The sequence below is a fragment of the Aliirhizobium wenxiniae genome (genome assembly GCF_019511445.1).
Lineage (GTDB): Bacteria > Pseudomonadota > Alphaproteobacteria > Rhizobiales > Rhizobiaceae > Neorhizobium > Neorhizobium wenxiniae_A.
Genome location: NZ_JAEUAN010000039.1, coordinates 1 through 15,328, shown reverse-complemented (window position 1 = coordinate 15,328; position 15,328 = coordinate 1). Strand labels below are relative to the sequence as shown.

The window sequence follows — 15,328 nt, the reverse complement described above, 5'->3', positions numbered from 1 at the left end:
TACGACCGGGAGTCGGGAAAGTTCTAGTCCGCTATCCAACCCGGATAAGCATTCTATAGAAGTTACCTGAACCATCCGAGGCACCGACCCAACGGTGCCCCCTGTTTTCCAGTTCAGTCGCCAGGAATGCCGGCTCGTGGCTAAGAAGCACAAATAAGACTTCGCCCGGTTCCATCAACGAGAGTCGCGACAGGACTTTTTCCATCGGGACCGGTGGTTGCGCATCGACGAGGTCGAGCTGCCAGAGTGGCTCCGGCCAATCCGAAGCATCCTCGGCACCGCTTGATACAGCGACATGAGCCACCTCTTTCAAGATAGGCAAAAAGGTAATTTCCCAGTCGCCGTTGTCGAGTTCATAGGTTTCGCTTGAGAAACCCCGCCGGCTCATCAGTGGCAGAAGCGGCGCTGGCTTGAATGTGGAGAGAAGTCGCAGCCCCTCTCCTGGCGCTAGTGACTGAACTGCCGCCATAATATCCTGAAAAGGCTCCCCGCCCTGGCGCAGAATGGGGCGGACATCAAGTTCCTTGTAAACCTGCGACATGCGGTTTCTCCTAACGTAGGGATATGAGCCGCTTCAATTAGCCTGGCAGTTGCTAACCAGCTGACTTATCTCAGTGATTTCCACCGCAGGAACAACCACAACCATCATGCTTGATTCGCTTCAGCTCAACCTTCCAAAGCTGCGGACCGTTCTGGATATACTCCCATTCGAAAAGGCCGGCGAAGTGCGTTTCAAGATGCATGCGCAAAGGGATCGGATCGTGATCTACGGTAATGTGTAGCACCTCACCAGGCTCAAGCGTCTCCAGCGTGCCGAAAATGCGCCGATGGCGCTGAGCCCCTGGAATCTCGCGGACATCGATCGAGAGAACCTCACCAAGCTTTGCAGTCATCGTGTTTGTCGTCCTTCATCTGCCCACGAGACATATCGGGCCTGGGGCGCGGCCTATGACCTTTCGCTAACACGCGCAAAACGCCCCCTCCTTGTTTCGGCTCAAAGATCTTTCAGATGCGGCCAATCCGTTCGCTGCTTGGCATTCGGCAAAGAAGGATGGGGTTCCGGCCTCTAGCTTTGCTCCTGTCACAGGAGTTGAACGATGAAGAGAAGCATTCTTGAGCGCTATGGCGATGCCCGCCTGCCGCGCTACACCAGCTATCCGACCGCACCGAGGTTTTCTCCGTCCATTGGTCCTGGAACCTATGGCGACTGGTTGTCGCAGATCGAGGGCGGTGATCCCATCTCTCTCTATGTGCATATCCCGTTCTGTCGGTCGATGTGCTGGTATTGCGGCTGCCACACCACGATCACCCTGAAGGACCAGCCTATCCTCGACTATCTCGATGTCCTGAAACGAGAGATAAGCCTGGTTGCTGACACCATGTCGAGAAAACCGGAAATCGCCGCGATCCATTTCGGCGGCGGCACGCCGACGATCATGGAACCAAATGAATTTCTGGATCTCGACTTCCACCTGCGCAGCCGTTTCGCTTTTGTCGAGAAAACGGAACTGGCGGTAGAGATCGATCCTCGCACCCTGACCGATGAGATGATCTCTGCCCTCGGCAAAGCCGGTGTCACCCGTGCGAGCCTGGGCGTGCAAAGTTTCGATCCGAAAGTGCAAAAGGCGATCAACCGCATCCAGACGGCAAAGCAGACCCGTGCCGCAACAGAAGGCCTTCGTGCAGCGGGTGTCGGCAGCATCAATTTCGACCTCATCTACGGCTTGCCATATCAGACGATCGCTTCGGCAGTCGAAACCGCAGAAATCGCCATATCGATGCGTCCGGAACGGTTTGCCGTTTTCGGCTATGCACATGTACCGGCCTTCAAGAAACATCACCGCCTGATCGATGAGGTAGCCCTCGCAGACGCAGCCGGACGCCATGCACAAGCAGAGGCGATCGCCGAAACCTTGCTCGATGCCGGATACAGACAGATCGGGCTCGACCATTTTGCCCTTCCCGGCGACAGCCTATCGATAGCCAGCAAAACTGGATCGCTGCATCGGAATTTCCAGGGATACACGACGGATGCCTGTGAGACGCTGATCGGTTTCGGCGCTTCCGCAATCGGTCGTTCGGGTTACGGCTACGTGCAGAACGAGGTCGCAATCGGGCGATACGCACAGTCTATCGCGAGGGGCCAGCTCGCCACTGCCAAGGGCTATCGCCTGACCTCAGACGACAGGCTGAGAGCCGTGATCATCGAGCGGATCATGTGCGATTTCGCGGTCGATCTCGCCGCAATATGCCAGTCCCATGGCCTCTCCGCAGATACGGTTGTGAATGGAAATTTGCAGCTTCAACGCCTGCTCGCAGAGGAGATCGTAACATTCGAGGGTGGAGTTTTGCGCATGCGTGGCGAGGAGCGTTTTCTGGTGAGGGCGGTTGCTGCCTGTTTCGACGCTTATCTCGATCAGTCAGGCCGTACGCATTCCAAGGCAGCTTGAACGATCACTGTAAAAAGGACCCGGCCTTCGGGCAAGGCCGGGTCCTCGCTGGGGTCGGTTGGGGGATTAACCGACCAGCCCACGATAGATGGCCGGAAGCGCCGAAGGCAGCTTGCGGATATCTGGAACGACAGCAAATCCATGCTGACCAAAAATCGCCGGGATATAGGATTTTGCATCCTGATCGACGGTAACACCGAACACCTGCACGCCCCGGCGGCGAGCTTCAATCACCGCACGACGGGTATCCTCCAGCGCAAACCGGCCTTCGTAGTGATCTACGTCATTGGGTTTCCCATCGGTCAGCACCAGCATGAGGTGCTTACGGTTCGGCTGTTCGGACAGTTTTGCAGCCGCATGGCGGATCGCCGCACCGATACGGGTGTAATAGCCCGGTTTCAGCGAGGCTATGCGACGGCGCACGGCATGGTTCAACGGCTCGTCAAATGCCTTGATAATTTCCACCCGCACCCAGTCGCGACGCCGCGAGGTGAAGGTGAGGATGGAATGGTTATCGCCACAGGCGGAAAGGCCTTCCGTCAGTACCATCAGCGCTTCCTTTTCGACATCGAGCACCCGGCGGTCGTTGAACCATGAATCCGTCGAAAGCGACACATCCACCAGCAGCGTCACCGCCAGATCATGCGCCTGCGGCCGGTTCATCAGATGAATGCGATCGGAGCATTCGCCGCTGGCCTTCAGGTCGCTGCGGCTGCGCACGACGGCATCGAGATCGAGATCAGCACCATCAAACTGGGCACGCAGTACCTCGCGTTTGGGCCGCATCACCTCGAACTGACGCCGCACCCGGCGAATGAGTTTTTTCATCTCTTCGGATTGCCGGAAATCCTCGCCCTCCAACGGTGCAGGACCGGCGACTACGCGGCAATGATCGCGCAGATAGATACCGCGACGGTAATCCCATTCGGGATAGGTAAGTTCGGCGACGAGAGGCGTGTGCACCAACGCTTCCGGCGGCAGATCGAGGTCGAAGCGGAATTTTGCCGACGGTCTGCCTTTGCGCGCTCCAAGCGTCATCTCGTCGAGTTCATCGGCCGCCGCCGCATCGTGATCGTCGCTGTCATCACCTGGACGATCGACGTTGACCATCTCCGCCATGGCGAGGATCTTCTCGAAACGGTTGAGGATGAACGGGCTACGCTCGCTCTTTTGCTGCGAGCCCTTTTCACGCACGGCGATGTGGCGGCCACCCGTCATGGCATCCTGGGATGCACCACCCGCGGGGCGGTCCTCTTCCTGCCGTGGTTCGGCCTCCTCACGCGACAGCGCATCCGGCCAAAGCGGCACAGGCAGCATGGGCAGATAACCGGACGGCGCCTTCAATGGCCACGGCCCCGCCTGATGCAAAGGCGCAAGACCGGCGCCATGCCGCAACAGATCGCCGATGCGGTTTTCGACCATCTGCTCGATACGCGGCAGTTTTCCGCGATGTCGTTGTTCGATCAGCGACAGGCAGAGATTTTGATAGCGCGGCTTCAGGCCCGGAAAGACTTCGAGCACATCCTCCACCCGACGTTCCGCCTGTTCGAGCAGGGCGAGATCGCGCCGGAGCAGATCGGCTTCATGGATCGGTTGGAGATCCATCCGCGCCATGATCGCCGCCAGCCAGAGATACAGGTCGCGATTGAGATCGCGTTCCGGCATCAGGTCGAGAACCGGTGGCAACATCAGTGACGCCTCGTCGCGAGCGGGATGAATTAGCTTTTCTTCTCCCAAACCCATGCGCTGACGAAATTTCAGGCGATGCGCGGATGCCCTGCCTCGGGCGGGAACGAGCTGCACCGCCCGCTCGCCGCCGAAACCACGAAAGCAGACGGAGAGAACCGGAAGCACCTCTTCCAGCTTCACCGCCGCCGCTTCATACCTTGGCCAGGTGCGGGTATTGCCGGCAAAATTATGCCAGGCACGGCCCACGGTTTCTTCGAGTTCGAGAAAATCCAGCATCGCGTCCTCCCCCGTTAGCGGATTACCGCCTGCATCAGTTCGAGAAGCGCCATGCGAACATCCGGCTCGTCGGTCAAAGGCTCAATCATCGCCGAGCGAACGGCATCCCGCGGCTCAAGGCCGGCATCGATCAGGCTTGCGCAATACACCAGGAGACGGGTGGAAACGCCCTCCTCCAGATCATGCCCCTTCAACGCCCGAAGCCGGCGGGCAAGCTCGACCAGCGGTTCGACACGCGCGGCATCAAGGCCGCTTTCCTCCGCCACCACCTCGATTTCGCGAGCCCTGGGCAAGAAATCGAATTCGATCGCCACGAAACGCTGGCGCGTCGAAGGTTTGAGTGTCTTCAGGATGCTCTGGTAACCGGGATTGTAGGAAACGACGAGGATGAATGAGCTTGGTGCTTCCAACCGCTCGCCGGTGCGCTCCAGCGGCAGGATACGGCGGTCGTCGGTCAGTGGATGAAGCACAACTGCAACATCCTTCCGGGCCTCCACCACTTCATCGAGGTAGCAAACACCGCCGTCACGCACTGCCCGCGTCAGAGGACCATCGACCCAGACGGTATCTCCACCCTTCAAGAGGTAACGGCCTGTGAGGTCGGCAGCTGCGAGATCGTCATGGCAGGACACGGTGGTCAAAGGCAGGCCGAGCTTTGCCGCCATATGGCTGACAAAGCGGGTCTTGCCGCAGCCGGTCGGGCCTTTCAGGAGCAGAGGCAGCTGGCGTGTCCAGGCGGCTTCGAACAGGGCGCATTCATTGCCGGCAGGCGCGTAAGCCGGGATCTGGGACGTAGAGTGACGCAGATGCATGTTCATCGGGAAGCTTCCTTGATGGTAACGGGAAAGTCCCGGTCCACGGCTTCAGCAGCGCGGGCCGGAACATCGCTCATTTGGCCGGCTCGGCGATGCCGCCAATTGCCGGGGCGCGCTCTTTACCAGGGACGAGAATAGCCCAGACGAACATCAATGCCGAGATGAGGACGAAGACGCCCGAGCCCAGGCGAACCCAGTAGAACAGCGCCAATTGTTCCTGCACATCCATGTAACCCTCGCCCAGCACGCGCTGCAGATGGACCTGCAGGACACCGGCAAAAGTGAGCGCGAAGGTCATTACCGACATCGCCGTGCACATCATCCAGAAGGAAACCATGGACAGCCACTGGTTATAGGGCTTGCGGCCACGGATTTCCGGAACCGCATAAGCCATGATGGCAAGGTTGAGCATGACATAGGCACCGAAGAAGGCGAGATGGCCATGTGCTGCCGTCACCTGCGTGCCGTGGGTATAATAGTTCACCGAGGACAGCGTGTGCAGGAAACCCCAGACACCGGCACCGAAGAAAGCCATGACAGAGCAGCCGATCGACCACAGAAGAGCGGCGCGGTTCGGGTGCTTGCGGCCGGCCTTCCAGGTCATAACGAAGGTGAAGATGACCATGGTGAAAAAGGGCGCCACTTCCAGCGTCGAAAACAGCGAGCCGATCCACTGCCAGTAGCCCGGAGCGCCGATCCAATAATAATGGTGACCTGTGCCGAGGATGCCGGAAAACAGCGCCAGGCCAACGATGACATAAAGCCACTTCTCGACCACTTCGCGGTCGATACCGTTGAGCTTGATCATCAGGAAGGCCAGGACCGAAGCCATGATCAGCTCCCACACGCCTTCCACCCACAAGTGGACGACATACCACCAGTACATCTTGTCGAGTGCGAGGTTGGCCGGATTATAGAAGGAAAACAGGAAGAAGATCGCAATACCCCAGAGACCGAAGATCAGGATATTGGTGACAACGGTCTTGCGGCCTTTCAGCGAGGTCATGGTAACGTTGAAAAGGAACATCAGGCAGACGATGACGATCCCGACCTTGATGGCAAAAGGCTGTTCGAGGAATTCGCGTCCCTCATGGATCTTGAACATATAGCCGCCCACGGCAACGGCCGCAGCGATCAAAAAGCTCCAGAACTGCGCAATGGCGATCCTGGGGCTGTAAAGCTCCGTTTCCGCTTCTTCGGGAAGCAGGTAGTAGGTGGCCCCCATAAAGCCGATCAGCAGCCAGACGATCAACGCATTAGTATGGATCATCCTGACGACATTGAACGGCAGAAGTTCGGATAGGGTATTCGGCATGACATAGATCGTGCCGGCCAACACGCCGAACAGAACCTGAGCCAGGAAGAGGCCGATCGCGCCGTAGAAATACAGCATCGCGACCTTTTGGGTTTGGTATTTCATCGCATGTTTCTCCTTAAGGTCCGAGATCATCAACCGGCGTCGTTCGGCGGCCATTTCTGGGTGTTGATCTTGCTCGTCCATTCGAGGAAGTCGGAGAGGTCGTTCAGTTCCTGATCGGTCAGGTCAAACTGCGGCATCTGACGCCGCCCCGAGATGCCGCTCGGTTGGGAAGCCATCCAGGCTTTCAGCGTTTCGCGGGCGCTTGCCGGGTCGTCGTGACCACCGTAGCGAACCCAGACGTTGCCCAGTTCAGGCGCGAAGTAAGCGCCCTCCCCCAGCAAGGTGTGACAGTTGATGCAAGAGTTTCTTTCCCAGACATGCTTGCCACGGGCGACCCTGTCGGTGAGCGCCGTTTCATCCGTCGAGGTCGTACGGATGTACCAGTGACTATGGGCTGTAAGCCCCACGAAAATCGCGAAGAAGAATATGGACCCGCCGTAAAAGACGTTGCGGGCTCCGGTCTTGGTGAGGCGTTCTGCCATACCTTACGTCCTCTCATCTGACGCAGTCAGTGACCACGGCTCGAAATCCCCCGCCATGTCGCGGCCGGGCGATCCCCTCGTCGACCATGCGGGATGTGCTCTTTCTATTGTTCAGAGCAAAGCCTTCTTTGTGCATTGGCAAAGAAGGAAGAGGTTTGGATCAGGCGAGAGTTGAAACGAGAAGTGGCCGCGCCAAGGCAGCAAGAAGCAGCAGAGCGCACCATGCCAACAGCGCCAGGGCCATGCCGCGCTGACCGTGGCGTAATTCCATGAAGTCAAGAATAACGAACCGTGCCTTGGCGAAGGCGATCAACAGCACAGCGCCGATAACGATCAGGTTGCCATCGGACAGGGTTGCAAACACCACACCACCGATAGCCAGAATAAGAACGAGAATGAATGTCCCAAGTAGTGGGAAGCGGGCGTCATACATGTCGCTCAAACCAGATAAATAATCGGGAACATCACCAACCAGACAAGATCGATGGCGTGCCAAAGCGTTGTTATCAGAAGGATGTTGTCGCGCGCCAGTCGCCAGGCGACCAGCAGCAGGACGACGCTGCCGAAAGCGACATGGAGAAGATGAAAGCCGGTAATGAGAAAATAAAGCTGGAAAAAATGGGAGAAGGTCGCATCGAAGGAGTATCGGAACTCACCGGCATATTCGATGCATTTGATCAAGACGAAGAGAAGCCCAAATGCTGCTGCAAGGCAAAGAGGAACCCGTGCCTTTGAAGGCGTTGCCCGCCGTTGTGCCGCAATCGCGGCCTGCCAGCCGCTGGTTATCAGCACGACGGTGTTTGCCGCCGCAAGGCCGGGGTTGAGGTGAATACGGGCAAGCCCGAAATCCTCTGCATATACGCCTGACATGATAAGAAATGCCGTGAGCAGAATGCCGAAGGCGACAAGTTCACTCCAGACCAGAATCCAGAGAAGCAGAACGTCCTCATCGAAAACCGTCTCGTCAGCGATCTGCAGAAGCGCCTCACCTGATATCTCTTTTTGCATGGTCATGCCTGACGATAGGCGTCGTGAAAATGTCCTTCTTTGCGCTTCGGCAAAGAGAATTGCGCATCACAAAGGCATGATGGGAGCATCGAAAGGAATTTTGTCATGACGGATGCACAGGTCGGCCTCGTCGTCGCGACCCCGATCATCATCGGCTTCGCGCTAACCCTGCAGCGAATGGGCGTGCTTCAGCGCGGCGGAACGCTTTCGGCAGTTGCGGCCTCGGTCATCATCGCCGGCATCCTGTTCCTGCAGCAATGAGGGAGGCGTCATGACAGTTTCAGTCAATACGCTTAGCGCACCGGATGTTCGCCGGCTCGAAGCCAATCACCAGCAGATCCTTAGTCTGAGCCTTAAATTCGAGCAGGCGATGGAAGAAATCGGAACCGATCCGAAATACGCCGATCTGCAAACTCTTTCCAACTCCATATTCCTACTGCTCGGGCAAGCGCATGATCTGGAGGAACAGGTTCTCTTTCCCGGCTTTGACCATCGTGCAGGCTCGTGTTTTTCGGTCATGATCATCGAACATCTAAAGGCCGAGCACCGTTACGACAGACTGGCGGCAGAAGAATTGCGGCTGACACTCATGGCGCTTTCTGAAGGCCGATGCACCCTACCGCTCGACACGATAGCACGTATGCTATGTAGCTTTCTGGAGTGCCTGCGCCGCCACGTCTCCACCGAAAAACTGATGATGGAAGCCCTGTTGGCCGCGGAGGCCGAAGAGCGGGAGATTTTCGCTTGAGCCAGCTTTTTGTCGCGCTAATCGCATTCGTGCTGCTGCATTCCGTACCGGCACTCCCTCCGGTCCGCAGCAGCGCGATCGCCATCCTCGGCCGAAGAACCTATCTCCTGATCTATTCGATCGTCTCGACCCTGCTGCTCGTCTGGGTGTTCCATGCTGCCTTGAACACGCCCTATGTGGAATTGTGGGAGCCATCCGGCCGCCACGCAACGGCAGCGCTGGTGCTCGCTCCGCTTGGCGTATTTCTTGTCCTTGCCGGCCTGTTCACTCCCAATCCCGCTTCGATAACCTTCCGGCACAGTGATAAACCGGGCGCAATTGTCGCGATCACGCGCCATCCGGTTCTGTGGGGCTTCCTCTTCTGGTCTGGTGGTCACCTGATCGCCAATGGCGACCTGCGATCTCTCATCCTCTTTGGCGGCCTTGGCCTGTTTTCCGCAGCCGGATTCCTGATGCTGGACAGGCGCGCGAAGCGCAGGCTTGGCCAGGGGTGGAGTGCATTTTGCGCGGATCATCCGCTGCTGCCTTTGGCCAAATTCGCGGACGGCAGAAAGCGGATGAATGTCGACACCCCGATGGCGCTTGCATTTGCGCTGACAGCGGTGATGACCCTTTGGCTTCTAATCGGCGGCCACGCCTTTTTGTTTGGTGCCGATCCGCTGAGTATGGCTGGCATATAGAACGGACGAAGGTCAGTTTGTCAGCGTTGTTTGCGCTCCGACAAAGAAGCCGTACCGGCGCTCCATTAACGCTGACGGCATGACCATTGCGCCTGTGCCCCTTCCCGAAGAATTCCCCTCGCTCTGTCCATAGCCACCTCGCGGCGCCCGATGGCGCATGGGCGTGGCATCCAAAGCATACAGTCCGGGGGTCTTCATCATGTCCATTGCACAAGAGCACGTCACTCAGCCAGACGGCGTTGGCGACGATTAGGAGCCGCTTCTGAAAACTCGCCCCGTTTGTCGCGCCGTTCCTTGCGCTTACGCAAAGAGGCGGCCTGAGGAGCGGATAAGATCGCTAACGCCCCTTGGAAAGAACCCGTCGTGAAGCGTTTTGGACAACCCGAAAAAACCTCCCTCAACTCGAACGGCATCAACCGTCGCTCCTTGTTACAGACGGCTGCAACTGCAGCATTTACGTTTCCTTTCGTCAGCCGCGTCAACGCAGCCACGCTTGATGAACTTGTGCTCTACGGCCCGCCAGCCGGCCCTTCGATCACGCTAACCTATGCCGTCGGCGCAGGGCTTCTGCGCGATGTTGCCGAGCGGGTGCGTTTCCGCATCTGGCGTACACCCGACGAAATGCGCGCTGGCCTCACCTCCGGCACCATGCAGGCAGTGGTCATGCCGGTGACGGCAGCGGCAAATCTCAACACCCGCGGCTTCGGCGTCAAGCTCGCCAATGTGATGACCAATGGCCTGCTCTATGTAATCTCGACCAATGCCGAAATCCGCAGCATTTCAGACCTGATTGGCAGAGAGATCACCGTACCCTTCCCTAACGATACGCCGGAACTGGTATTCGATGCCGTGCTGGCGCATCACGGTCTGGCTGACAAGGTAAAAGTCAACCGCTCCGGCTCGCCGGTCGAGGCGATCCAGTTGCTGCTTTCCGGCCGGATCGAAACGGCACTGGTTCCTGAACCTGCCGCGACCGCGGCGATGATCAAGGCCTCGAGTACTGGCAAGACCGTCCATCGCGCAATCGACATGCAAAAGGAATGGGGCGCCGTGACGGGGCTTGCGGCCATCATGCCGCAGGCGGGACTGGCATTGGCGTCCGCCTTCCTACGCGACTATCCGGAGAGGATTGCCCCCCTTCATTCCGGTCTCGAAAAGGCTACCGAAGAGGTCGTTGCCAACCCGGCCGCCGCGGCCGGCCACGCCGCTTCGGCGCTGGAACTGCCCTGGCCGGTCATCGAAAAATCCATACCTTTTTCCAATCTCGTCGCAACACCCGCGAGCAAAGCGCGCTCCGAGATCGAGGCGCTGCTTGAAGCAATCGCAAAGGCCAACGCACCAATGATCGGCGGAAAACTTCCCGGCGATGGTCTCTATCTGTGAGGTCATCCATGCCGTCACTTGCCGGGCGCATTTCAAGAACTGCACAATTCCTCTGGTCCGGCTGGTCCGGCCTTGCGGGATTGAGCGTTTTTGCAGCCTTATGGCAGGTAGCGCATGAAGCCTATGGCAATTTCATCCTGCCCTCGCCATTGGAAACGCTTGCCGCCGCGACGGCCCTTCTGGGCGAGGCATCCTCCTGGCAACTCCTGCTCACCACCTCGTCACGCGCACTCTCGGGCTTCGCGCTTGCCGGCGCGATCGGCACCATGGCCGGATGCCTTGCCGGGTTTCATCCGGCACTCCTGCGCCTCGTTCAACCGCAGATCACCCTGATGCTCGGCGTCCCGCCGATCGCCTGGATCGTGCTTCTGATGATCTGGTTCGGCACCGGTTCGGCAACGGTGACGACCACAGCTGCCATCGCCTGCCTACCCATCGTTTTTCTCGGTGCGGCGGAAGGTATCGCCAATCGCGACAGGCTGCTCGACGACATGGCGCTCTCGCTCGGCATGGGGCGAGTTCGTCGATTTGTCCGCATCACCGTTCCGCAAATGCTAAACCGCCTGTTCTCGATCCTCATCATGGCGCTCGGAACCGCTTTCAAGGCGGCAGTCATGGCAGAACTTCTCGCCAATGCAGGCGGAATCGGCGAGGCGCTCGCAGTCTCTCGCTCGAACCTCGACGTGGCAAACGCGCTCGCTTGGATCCTTCTGTCCGTCAGCGCGCTGCTCGCAGTCGAATATGGGCTGATCCAGCCAACGCGTTCAGAACTGGAGGTCTGGCGTCATGCTGCCCGGCCGTGGGGTGTCAAGCGATGAGCACCCTCACTCTCAGCGATATCGGACACGCCTTTCTTGGCCGCACGGTTCTTGATCAGGTTACACTCGACATCGGCGATGGCGAACTGGTGGCCCTGGTCGGGCCATCCGGTTGCGGCAAGAGCACGCTTCTGCATATCGCCGCCGGGCTTGTCGAACCGCGACATGGCCGCATCAACCGGACCTATGGACGACATGCAGTCGTGTTTCAGGAACCGAGGCTCCTGCCATGGGCCACCGCGCGCAAAAACATCGGCATGGCGCTTCCGGAAAAACTCTCTGTTCGCGATCGTCATGATCATATCTTCGCTGCGGCAGCGGCCGCCGCTCTTGAAGACGAAGATCTCGACAAATATCCGGTCCAGCTTTCGGGTGGCATGAAACAGCGCACCGCAATTGCCCGCGCGCTTGCCAGTGAAGCCGACTTTCTGTTTTTCGACGAGCCGTTTACCGCGCTCGACCCTGCGCTGCGCCGTCATATGCAGGATATCGTCATCCGCCATGTGGGCAGCGGCAAACGCGGCGGCCTGTTCATCACCCATGACATGGCAGAGGCCGTGCGGATCGCTCATCGGGTCGTCGTGCTGGACCGGCGCGGAAACGGAATATCGGGGGAGCGTTATATATCGCTCATGCCTGGAGAGCGTGATGAACGGATGATTTTCGAAACCGTTCAGCACTTCATGAAGGAAGACCCGCTGTTTCGACATGTCGAGGACCTCGACGAACGGAGGGCTGGATGACGGTAATGCCCGTTGATACATCTCCGGGATGGCGTAACATCATGCGCGCTGCGACCGCCGAAGGATTGCGATTGTTCTTCCCTATAGCTGCTTTGCACGCGGCTCTCTGGCCTTTGCTTTGGGTCGCAGGCTGGCAGCTCGGCCTGCCCTTCGCTCACAACACCCTGCCAGCCCACTGGCATGCTCAGGAGATGCTGATTGGATCGTTTGGGGCGGCATTGCTGGGGTTTCTCACTTCGGCTTTACCGGAATGGACCGACACAGAGGGTTTAAAGAGAAAACCTCTCCTCATCCTCGCCGGTCTGTGGGCTCTGGCCCGGCTGATTGGTCTGTTCGGCATTGATGCCGCAATTGTTCTGGGCGGCATTCTCGATCAGATCTGGCTGGTTTTCCTTGTTGGTTATGCCGCCTGTCTGGGCTGGAAAAAACGGACGATGGCGCTGACCGGCTTCGTCCTGCTGCTCGCGACATTGGCAATAGCCGCCGGCCTTCTGCGTCTCTCCATGCTGTCGGACGCCTATAATCTGGCCGAGCGCGCCATCCGGCTCATGCAATATGCATTTCTTGGCCTTCTCGGCCTTGCATTGGCGCGCATTACCGTACCGATCACCAACCGTGTTCTCGACCCGAGCGAAGAAACCTCGCCCTACCGGCCTCATCCGGGGCGGATCAACCTCGCGCCGGGGCTTGCAGGACTGCTGATCGCCACCGAGTTTTCAGGCTTTTCCGATGCCGTCTGCGGTTACCTGGTACTGGCGACAGGCGCTGCATTCCTCGACCGCGTCGCCGAAGGTTTTATCGGGAGACAGGGTTGGACGTTCGAGATCGCAGGCCTGTGGCTTTCGAGCCTGCTTGCCGGCCTGGGCCTTCTCCTTATCGGCTTCGGCAGGGTTGGCCTGGATATTCCGACGCTCGGGAGCCTGCACCTGATGCTGATGGGCGGTCTTGGCCTCGGTGTGCTGCAGGTCCTGTCGATCGCTGGTCTGCTGCATACCGGCCAGTTGCTCGGTTTTTCGCGCATTACCCGCGCGGCCATCCTCTGCCTTCTAACTGCTGTGGCGCTGCGCGTCGCACCGGAATTCTGGCCGTCTCTCACGTTGCCCGGTGGGCAATATGGCCCGTCCGCCGTCGCCTGGGCTGCCGCCTTCCTTCTCTGGCTTTACGCCTATATTCCCCTGCTGTGGTCAACCACCACAATCGACCAGGACAGATGTTGACCATGTCGAACACCCCCGCCCCGACAATCCATCTTTCAAACCTCGCGCTCGAAGGCTTTAGACCGTTCTTTCTGTTCGGCTCACTTTATGCAGCACTGTCGATCCTGCTCTGGGTGCCTTGGTATCTAGGCTTTCTGCGCATACCAACGGCGATGTCGCCGATCGCCTGGCACCAGCATGAACTTCTGTTCGGCTATGTGCCCGCCATCATTGCCGGTTTTCTGCTGACTGCCATGCCCAACTGGACCAAACGTAAGCGGCTGACCGGCACGCCGCTCGTCCTTTTATTTGCGCTCTGGCTGGCAGGGCGATTTGCGATCTTCATGTCAGAGAAGATTGGCCTCCCCGCTGCTAACGTCATCAATCTAGCATTTCTGATCGTGCTCGGCCTTTATGCGTTGAGGGAAGTCGTAGCGGCCAAGAATAAGCGGAATTATAAGCTAGTAGCGGTGATCGGTCTGCTCGCGGCATCCCAAGCGCTTTTTTTCTACGAGTTTTCGCGCTACGAGCATGTCGAAATCGCGGGACGCCTTGCGATTGCGGCGATAGTCCTGATGATCTCAATCGTCGGCGGCCGTATCATCCCCAGCTTTACCGCCAATTGGCTGAAGAAAAATAATCCCGGCCGCGAGCCGCCATCCTTCAGCCGTTTCGACCTCTTCGTAATGGTGATCTCAACCACAGCGCTTGCCACATGGCCGGTAGCGGCGCACTGGAACGCTCTGGCAATCCCGGCTGCAATCCTGATGCTGCTCGCAGGCGCTCTTCAACTGGTTCGGCAGGTACGATGGTGTCCCGAGCGCACATTCGCTGAACCGCTCGTCACCATTCTCCACGTCGCTTTTCTATTCGTGCCACTTGGCTTTGTCTTGACCGGCATTGCCATGCTTGCCGATGATTTGAGCTTCGCCTCGGCCGGTATCCATGCCTGGACGTCGGGGGCGATCGGCTCCATGACGCTCGCGGTTATGACCCGCGCAACCCGCGGCCACTCCGGTCAGGCACTGCATGCGCCGGCTTCGACGGTTTTCTTCATCTACCTGCCAATCGTTGCCGCTGCCCTAATAAGGATCACGGCAGCGATTACGCCACAATATACGATGTTGATTTTGCCGCTCGCCGGTCTGCTATGGGTTCTAGCCTTTTGCAACTACGCGATTTTCTATGGCAGATACATACTGTTACGATAGCGTCAATGCGTCTTGCGGGTTTAATCACTCCGAGATCAATAGCGATTGCCTCACGTGTGCAAACTCGTTCGAAAATGCCCAAGCTCGAATGTCTCACCGAATGCCGCATAAATTTCACTCATTTAGCAGATTGCAAGGAGACGCCGAGATGGCCGTCGCTATTCCACTAACGATGCTCTATCCATCGGAACTAACGTCTCTCAATACTCCGGCGGGCACCGCACCGCATAATGTCATGCAAAGCTCTTGAAAAGATTCGAACTCACGACCCCGATGTTTCCACTGGAGTTGCCCCATAAAAACCGGACAGGATCAGTTTTCTGTTTGACGGTTTAAGAACTCGCGCGGTGAGCGATATCCCAAAGCTTTGTGCGGGTGAAGCATGTTGTAATGCTCGAACCACAATGGC

The 15,328-nt window shown here is 58.2% G+C and carries 18 protein-coding genes; 9 read left to right on the top strand and 9 right to left on the bottom strand.

The features are described from left to right. Positions 1-31: 31 nt before the first annotated feature. A complete protein-coding gene (locus JNB91_RS29470; RefSeq protein WP_220328992.1) occupies positions 32-541 on the bottom strand; it encodes a DUF2249 domain-containing protein in 510 nt (169 codons plus the stop codon). 70 nt (positions 542-611) lie between these two features. Continuing rightward, the gene (locus JNB91_RS29465) at positions 612-893 is read right to left on the bottom strand and encodes a DUF2249 domain-containing protein (protein ID WP_220328991.1); all 282 of its coding nucleotides are present in this window, start codon (positions 891-893) and stop codon (positions 612-614) included. 204 nt (positions 894-1,097) lie between these two features. Here JNB91_RS29465 and hemN point away from each other — a divergent pair, with 204 nt between their 5' ends. Then, on the top strand, positions 1,098-2,450 hold the full coding sequence (hemN, locus tag JNB91_RS29460; protein ID WP_220328990.1) for an oxygen-independent coproporphyrinogen III oxidase: 1,353 nt from the start codon (positions 1,098-1,100) through the stop codon (positions 2,448-2,450). A 66-nt stretch (positions 2,451-2,516) separates the two neighbouring features. Here the strand turns inward: hemN and JNB91_RS29455 are convergent, their stop codons facing one another. The 6 genes from JNB91_RS29455 to JNB91_RS29430 form a co-directional block, all read right to left on the bottom strand. Further along, positions 2,517-4,415 (bottom strand): nitric oxide reductase activation protein NorD, encoded by a 1,899-nt coding sequence (locus tag JNB91_RS29455; RefSeq protein WP_220328989.1) that lies wholly within the window; start codon positions 4,413-4,415, stop codon positions 2,517-2,519. Between the two features lie 14 nt (positions 4,416-4,429). Continuing rightward, a complete protein-coding gene (locus JNB91_RS29450; protein ID WP_220328988.1) occupies positions 4,430-5,233 on the bottom strand; it encodes a CbbQ/NirQ/NorQ/GpvN family protein in 804 nt (267 codons plus the stop codon). 70 nt (positions 5,234-5,303) lie between these two features. After that, the gene (locus JNB91_RS29445) at positions 5,304-6,650 is read right to left on the bottom strand and encodes a nitric-oxide reductase large subunit (protein ID WP_220328987.1); all 1,347 of its coding nucleotides are present in this window, start codon (positions 6,648-6,650) and stop codon (positions 5,304-5,306) included. Positions 6,651-6,679: 29 nt separating this feature from the next. After that, positions 6,680-7,132, bottom strand: a complete 453-nt coding sequence (locus tag JNB91_RS29440; RefSeq protein WP_220328986.1) for a c-type cytochrome — start codon at positions 7,130-7,132, stop codon at positions 6,680-6,682. A gap of 160 nt (positions 7,133-7,292) precedes the next feature. Continuing rightward, positions 7,293-7,565 carry a cytochrome C oxidase subunit IV family protein gene (locus tag JNB91_RS29435; RefSeq protein ID WP_220328985.1) on the bottom strand — a complete coding sequence of 91 codons (273 nt, stop codon included), beginning with the start codon at positions 7,563-7,565 and terminating at the stop codon, positions 7,293-7,295. Positions 7,566-7,570: 5 nt separating this feature from the next. Further along, complete coding sequence (locus JNB91_RS29430; RefSeq protein WP_220329003.1) at positions 7,571-8,140, bottom strand: cytochrome c oxidase subunit 3; 570 nt, start codon at positions 8,138-8,140, stop codon at positions 7,571-7,573. A 105-nt stretch (positions 8,141-8,245) separates the two neighbouring features. Between JNB91_RS29430 and JNB91_RS29425 the strand changes: the two genes are divergently transcribed. The 8 genes from JNB91_RS29425 to JNB91_RS29390 all read left to right on the top strand — a co-directional run bounded on the left by JNB91_RS29425 (position 8,246) and on the right by JNB91_RS29390 (position 14,919). Beyond that, positions 8,246-8,401, top strand: coding sequence for a hypothetical protein (locus JNB91_RS29425; protein ID WP_220328984.1), 156 nt, complete (start codon positions 8,246-8,248; stop codon positions 8,399-8,401). 10 nt (positions 8,402-8,411) lie between these two features. Then, the gene (locus JNB91_RS29420) at positions 8,412-8,888 is read left to right on the top strand and encodes a hemerythrin domain-containing protein (protein WP_220328983.1); all 477 of its coding nucleotides are present in this window, start codon (positions 8,412-8,414) and stop codon (positions 8,886-8,888) included. Beyond that, complete coding sequence (locus tag JNB91_RS29415; RefSeq protein ID WP_220328982.1) at positions 8,885-9,568, top strand: NnrU family protein; 684 nt, start codon at positions 8,885-8,887, stop codon at positions 9,566-9,568. Before JNB91_RS29420 ends, JNB91_RS29415 begins: the two co-directional genes overlap by 4 nt. A gap of 363 nt (positions 9,569-9,931) precedes the next feature. After that, positions 9,932-10,951 carry an ABC transporter substrate-binding protein gene (locus JNB91_RS31560; RefSeq protein ID WP_220328981.1) on the top strand — a complete coding sequence of 340 codons (1,020 nt, stop codon included), beginning with the start codon at positions 9,932-9,934 and terminating at the stop codon, positions 10,949-10,951. Positions 10,952-10,959: 8 nt separating this feature from the next. After that, complete coding sequence (locus tag JNB91_RS29405) at positions 10,960-11,769, top strand: ABC transporter permease (RefSeq protein ID WP_220328980.1); 810 nt, start codon at positions 10,960-10,962, stop codon at positions 11,767-11,769. Continuing rightward, the gene (locus JNB91_RS29400) at positions 11,766-12,512 is read left to right on the top strand and encodes an ABC transporter ATP-binding protein (RefSeq protein ID WP_220328979.1); all 747 of its coding nucleotides are present in this window, start codon (positions 11,766-11,768) and stop codon (positions 12,510-12,512) included. The genes JNB91_RS29405 and JNB91_RS29400 overlap by 4 nt, the downstream gene beginning before the upstream one ends. Continuing rightward, positions 12,509-13,729 (top strand): NnrS family protein, encoded by a 1,221-nt coding sequence (locus tag JNB91_RS29395; RefSeq protein WP_220328978.1) that lies wholly within the window; start codon positions 12,509-12,511, stop codon positions 13,727-13,729. The genes JNB91_RS29400 and JNB91_RS29395 overlap by 4 nt, the downstream gene beginning before the upstream one ends. Positions 13,730-13,731: 2 nt before the next feature. Then, on the top strand, positions 13,732-14,919 hold the full coding sequence (locus tag JNB91_RS29390) for an NnrS family protein (RefSeq protein ID WP_220328977.1): 1,188 nt from the start codon (positions 13,732-13,734) through the stop codon (positions 14,917-14,919). 312 nt (positions 14,920-15,231) lie between these two features. Here the strand turns inward: JNB91_RS29390 and JNB91_RS29385 are convergent. Further along, positions 15,232-15,328: integrase core domain-containing protein (locus tag JNB91_RS29385; RefSeq protein WP_220326603.1), on the bottom strand; the 97-nt coding region annotated here is incomplete at its 5' end.

Excerpts from the sequence above, each read along its gene's own strand:
- JNB91_RS29465 (WP_220328991.1), bottom strand. The coding sequence starts at position 893 with ATGACTGCAAAGCTTGGTGAGGTTCTCTCGATCGATGTCCGCGAGATT.
- JNB91_RS29395 (WP_220328978.1), top strand. The coding sequence starts at position 12,509 with ATGACGGTAATGCCCGTTGATACATCTCCGGGATGGCGTAACATCATG.
- JNB91_RS29450 (WP_220328988.1), bottom strand. The coding sequence starts at position 5,233 with ATGAACATGCATCTGCGTCACTCTACGTCCCAGATCCCGGCTTACGCG.
- JNB91_RS29390 (WP_220328977.1), top strand. The coding sequence starts at position 13,732 with ATGTCGAACACCCCCGCCCCGACAATCCATCTTTCAAACCTCGCGCTC.
- JNB91_RS29445 (WP_220328987.1), bottom strand. The coding sequence starts at position 6,650 with ATGAAATACCAAACCCAAAAGGTCGCGATGCTGTATTTCTACGGCGCG.
- JNB91_RS29430 (WP_220329003.1), bottom strand. The coding sequence starts at position 8,140 with ATGCAAAAAGAGATATCAGGTGAGGCGCTTCTGCAGATCGCTGACGAG.
- hemN (WP_220328990.1), top strand. The coding sequence starts at position 1,098 with ATGAAGAGAAGCATTCTTGAGCGCTATGGCGATGCCCGCCTGCCGCGC.
- JNB91_RS29425 (WP_220328984.1), top strand. The coding sequence starts at position 8,246 with ATGACGGATGCACAGGTCGGCCTCGTCGTCGCGACCCCGATCATCATC.
- JNB91_RS29440 (WP_220328986.1), bottom strand. The coding sequence starts at position 7,132 with ATGGCAGAACGCCTCACCAAGACCGGAGCCCGCAACGTCTTTTACGGC.
- JNB91_RS29470 (WP_220328992.1), bottom strand. The coding sequence starts at position 541 with ATGTCGCAGGTTTACAAGGAACTTGATGTCCGCCCCATTCTGCGCCAG.
- JNB91_RS29405 (WP_220328980.1), top strand. The coding sequence starts at position 10,960 with ATGCCGTCACTTGCCGGGCGCATTTCAAGAACTGCACAATTCCTCTGG.
- JNB91_RS29400 (WP_220328979.1), top strand. The coding sequence starts at position 11,766 with ATGAGCACCCTCACTCTCAGCGATATCGGACACGCCTTTCTTGGCCGC.
- JNB91_RS29420 (WP_220328983.1), top strand. The coding sequence starts at position 8,412 with ATGACAGTTTCAGTCAATACGCTTAGCGCACCGGATGTTCGCCGGCTC.
- JNB91_RS29435 (WP_220328985.1), bottom strand. The coding sequence starts at position 7,565 with ATGTATGACGCCCGCTTCCCACTACTTGGGACATTCATTCTCGTTCTT.
- JNB91_RS29455 (WP_220328989.1), bottom strand. The coding sequence starts at position 4,415 with ATGCTGGATTTTCTCGAACTCGAAGAAACCGTGGGCCGTGCCTGGCAT.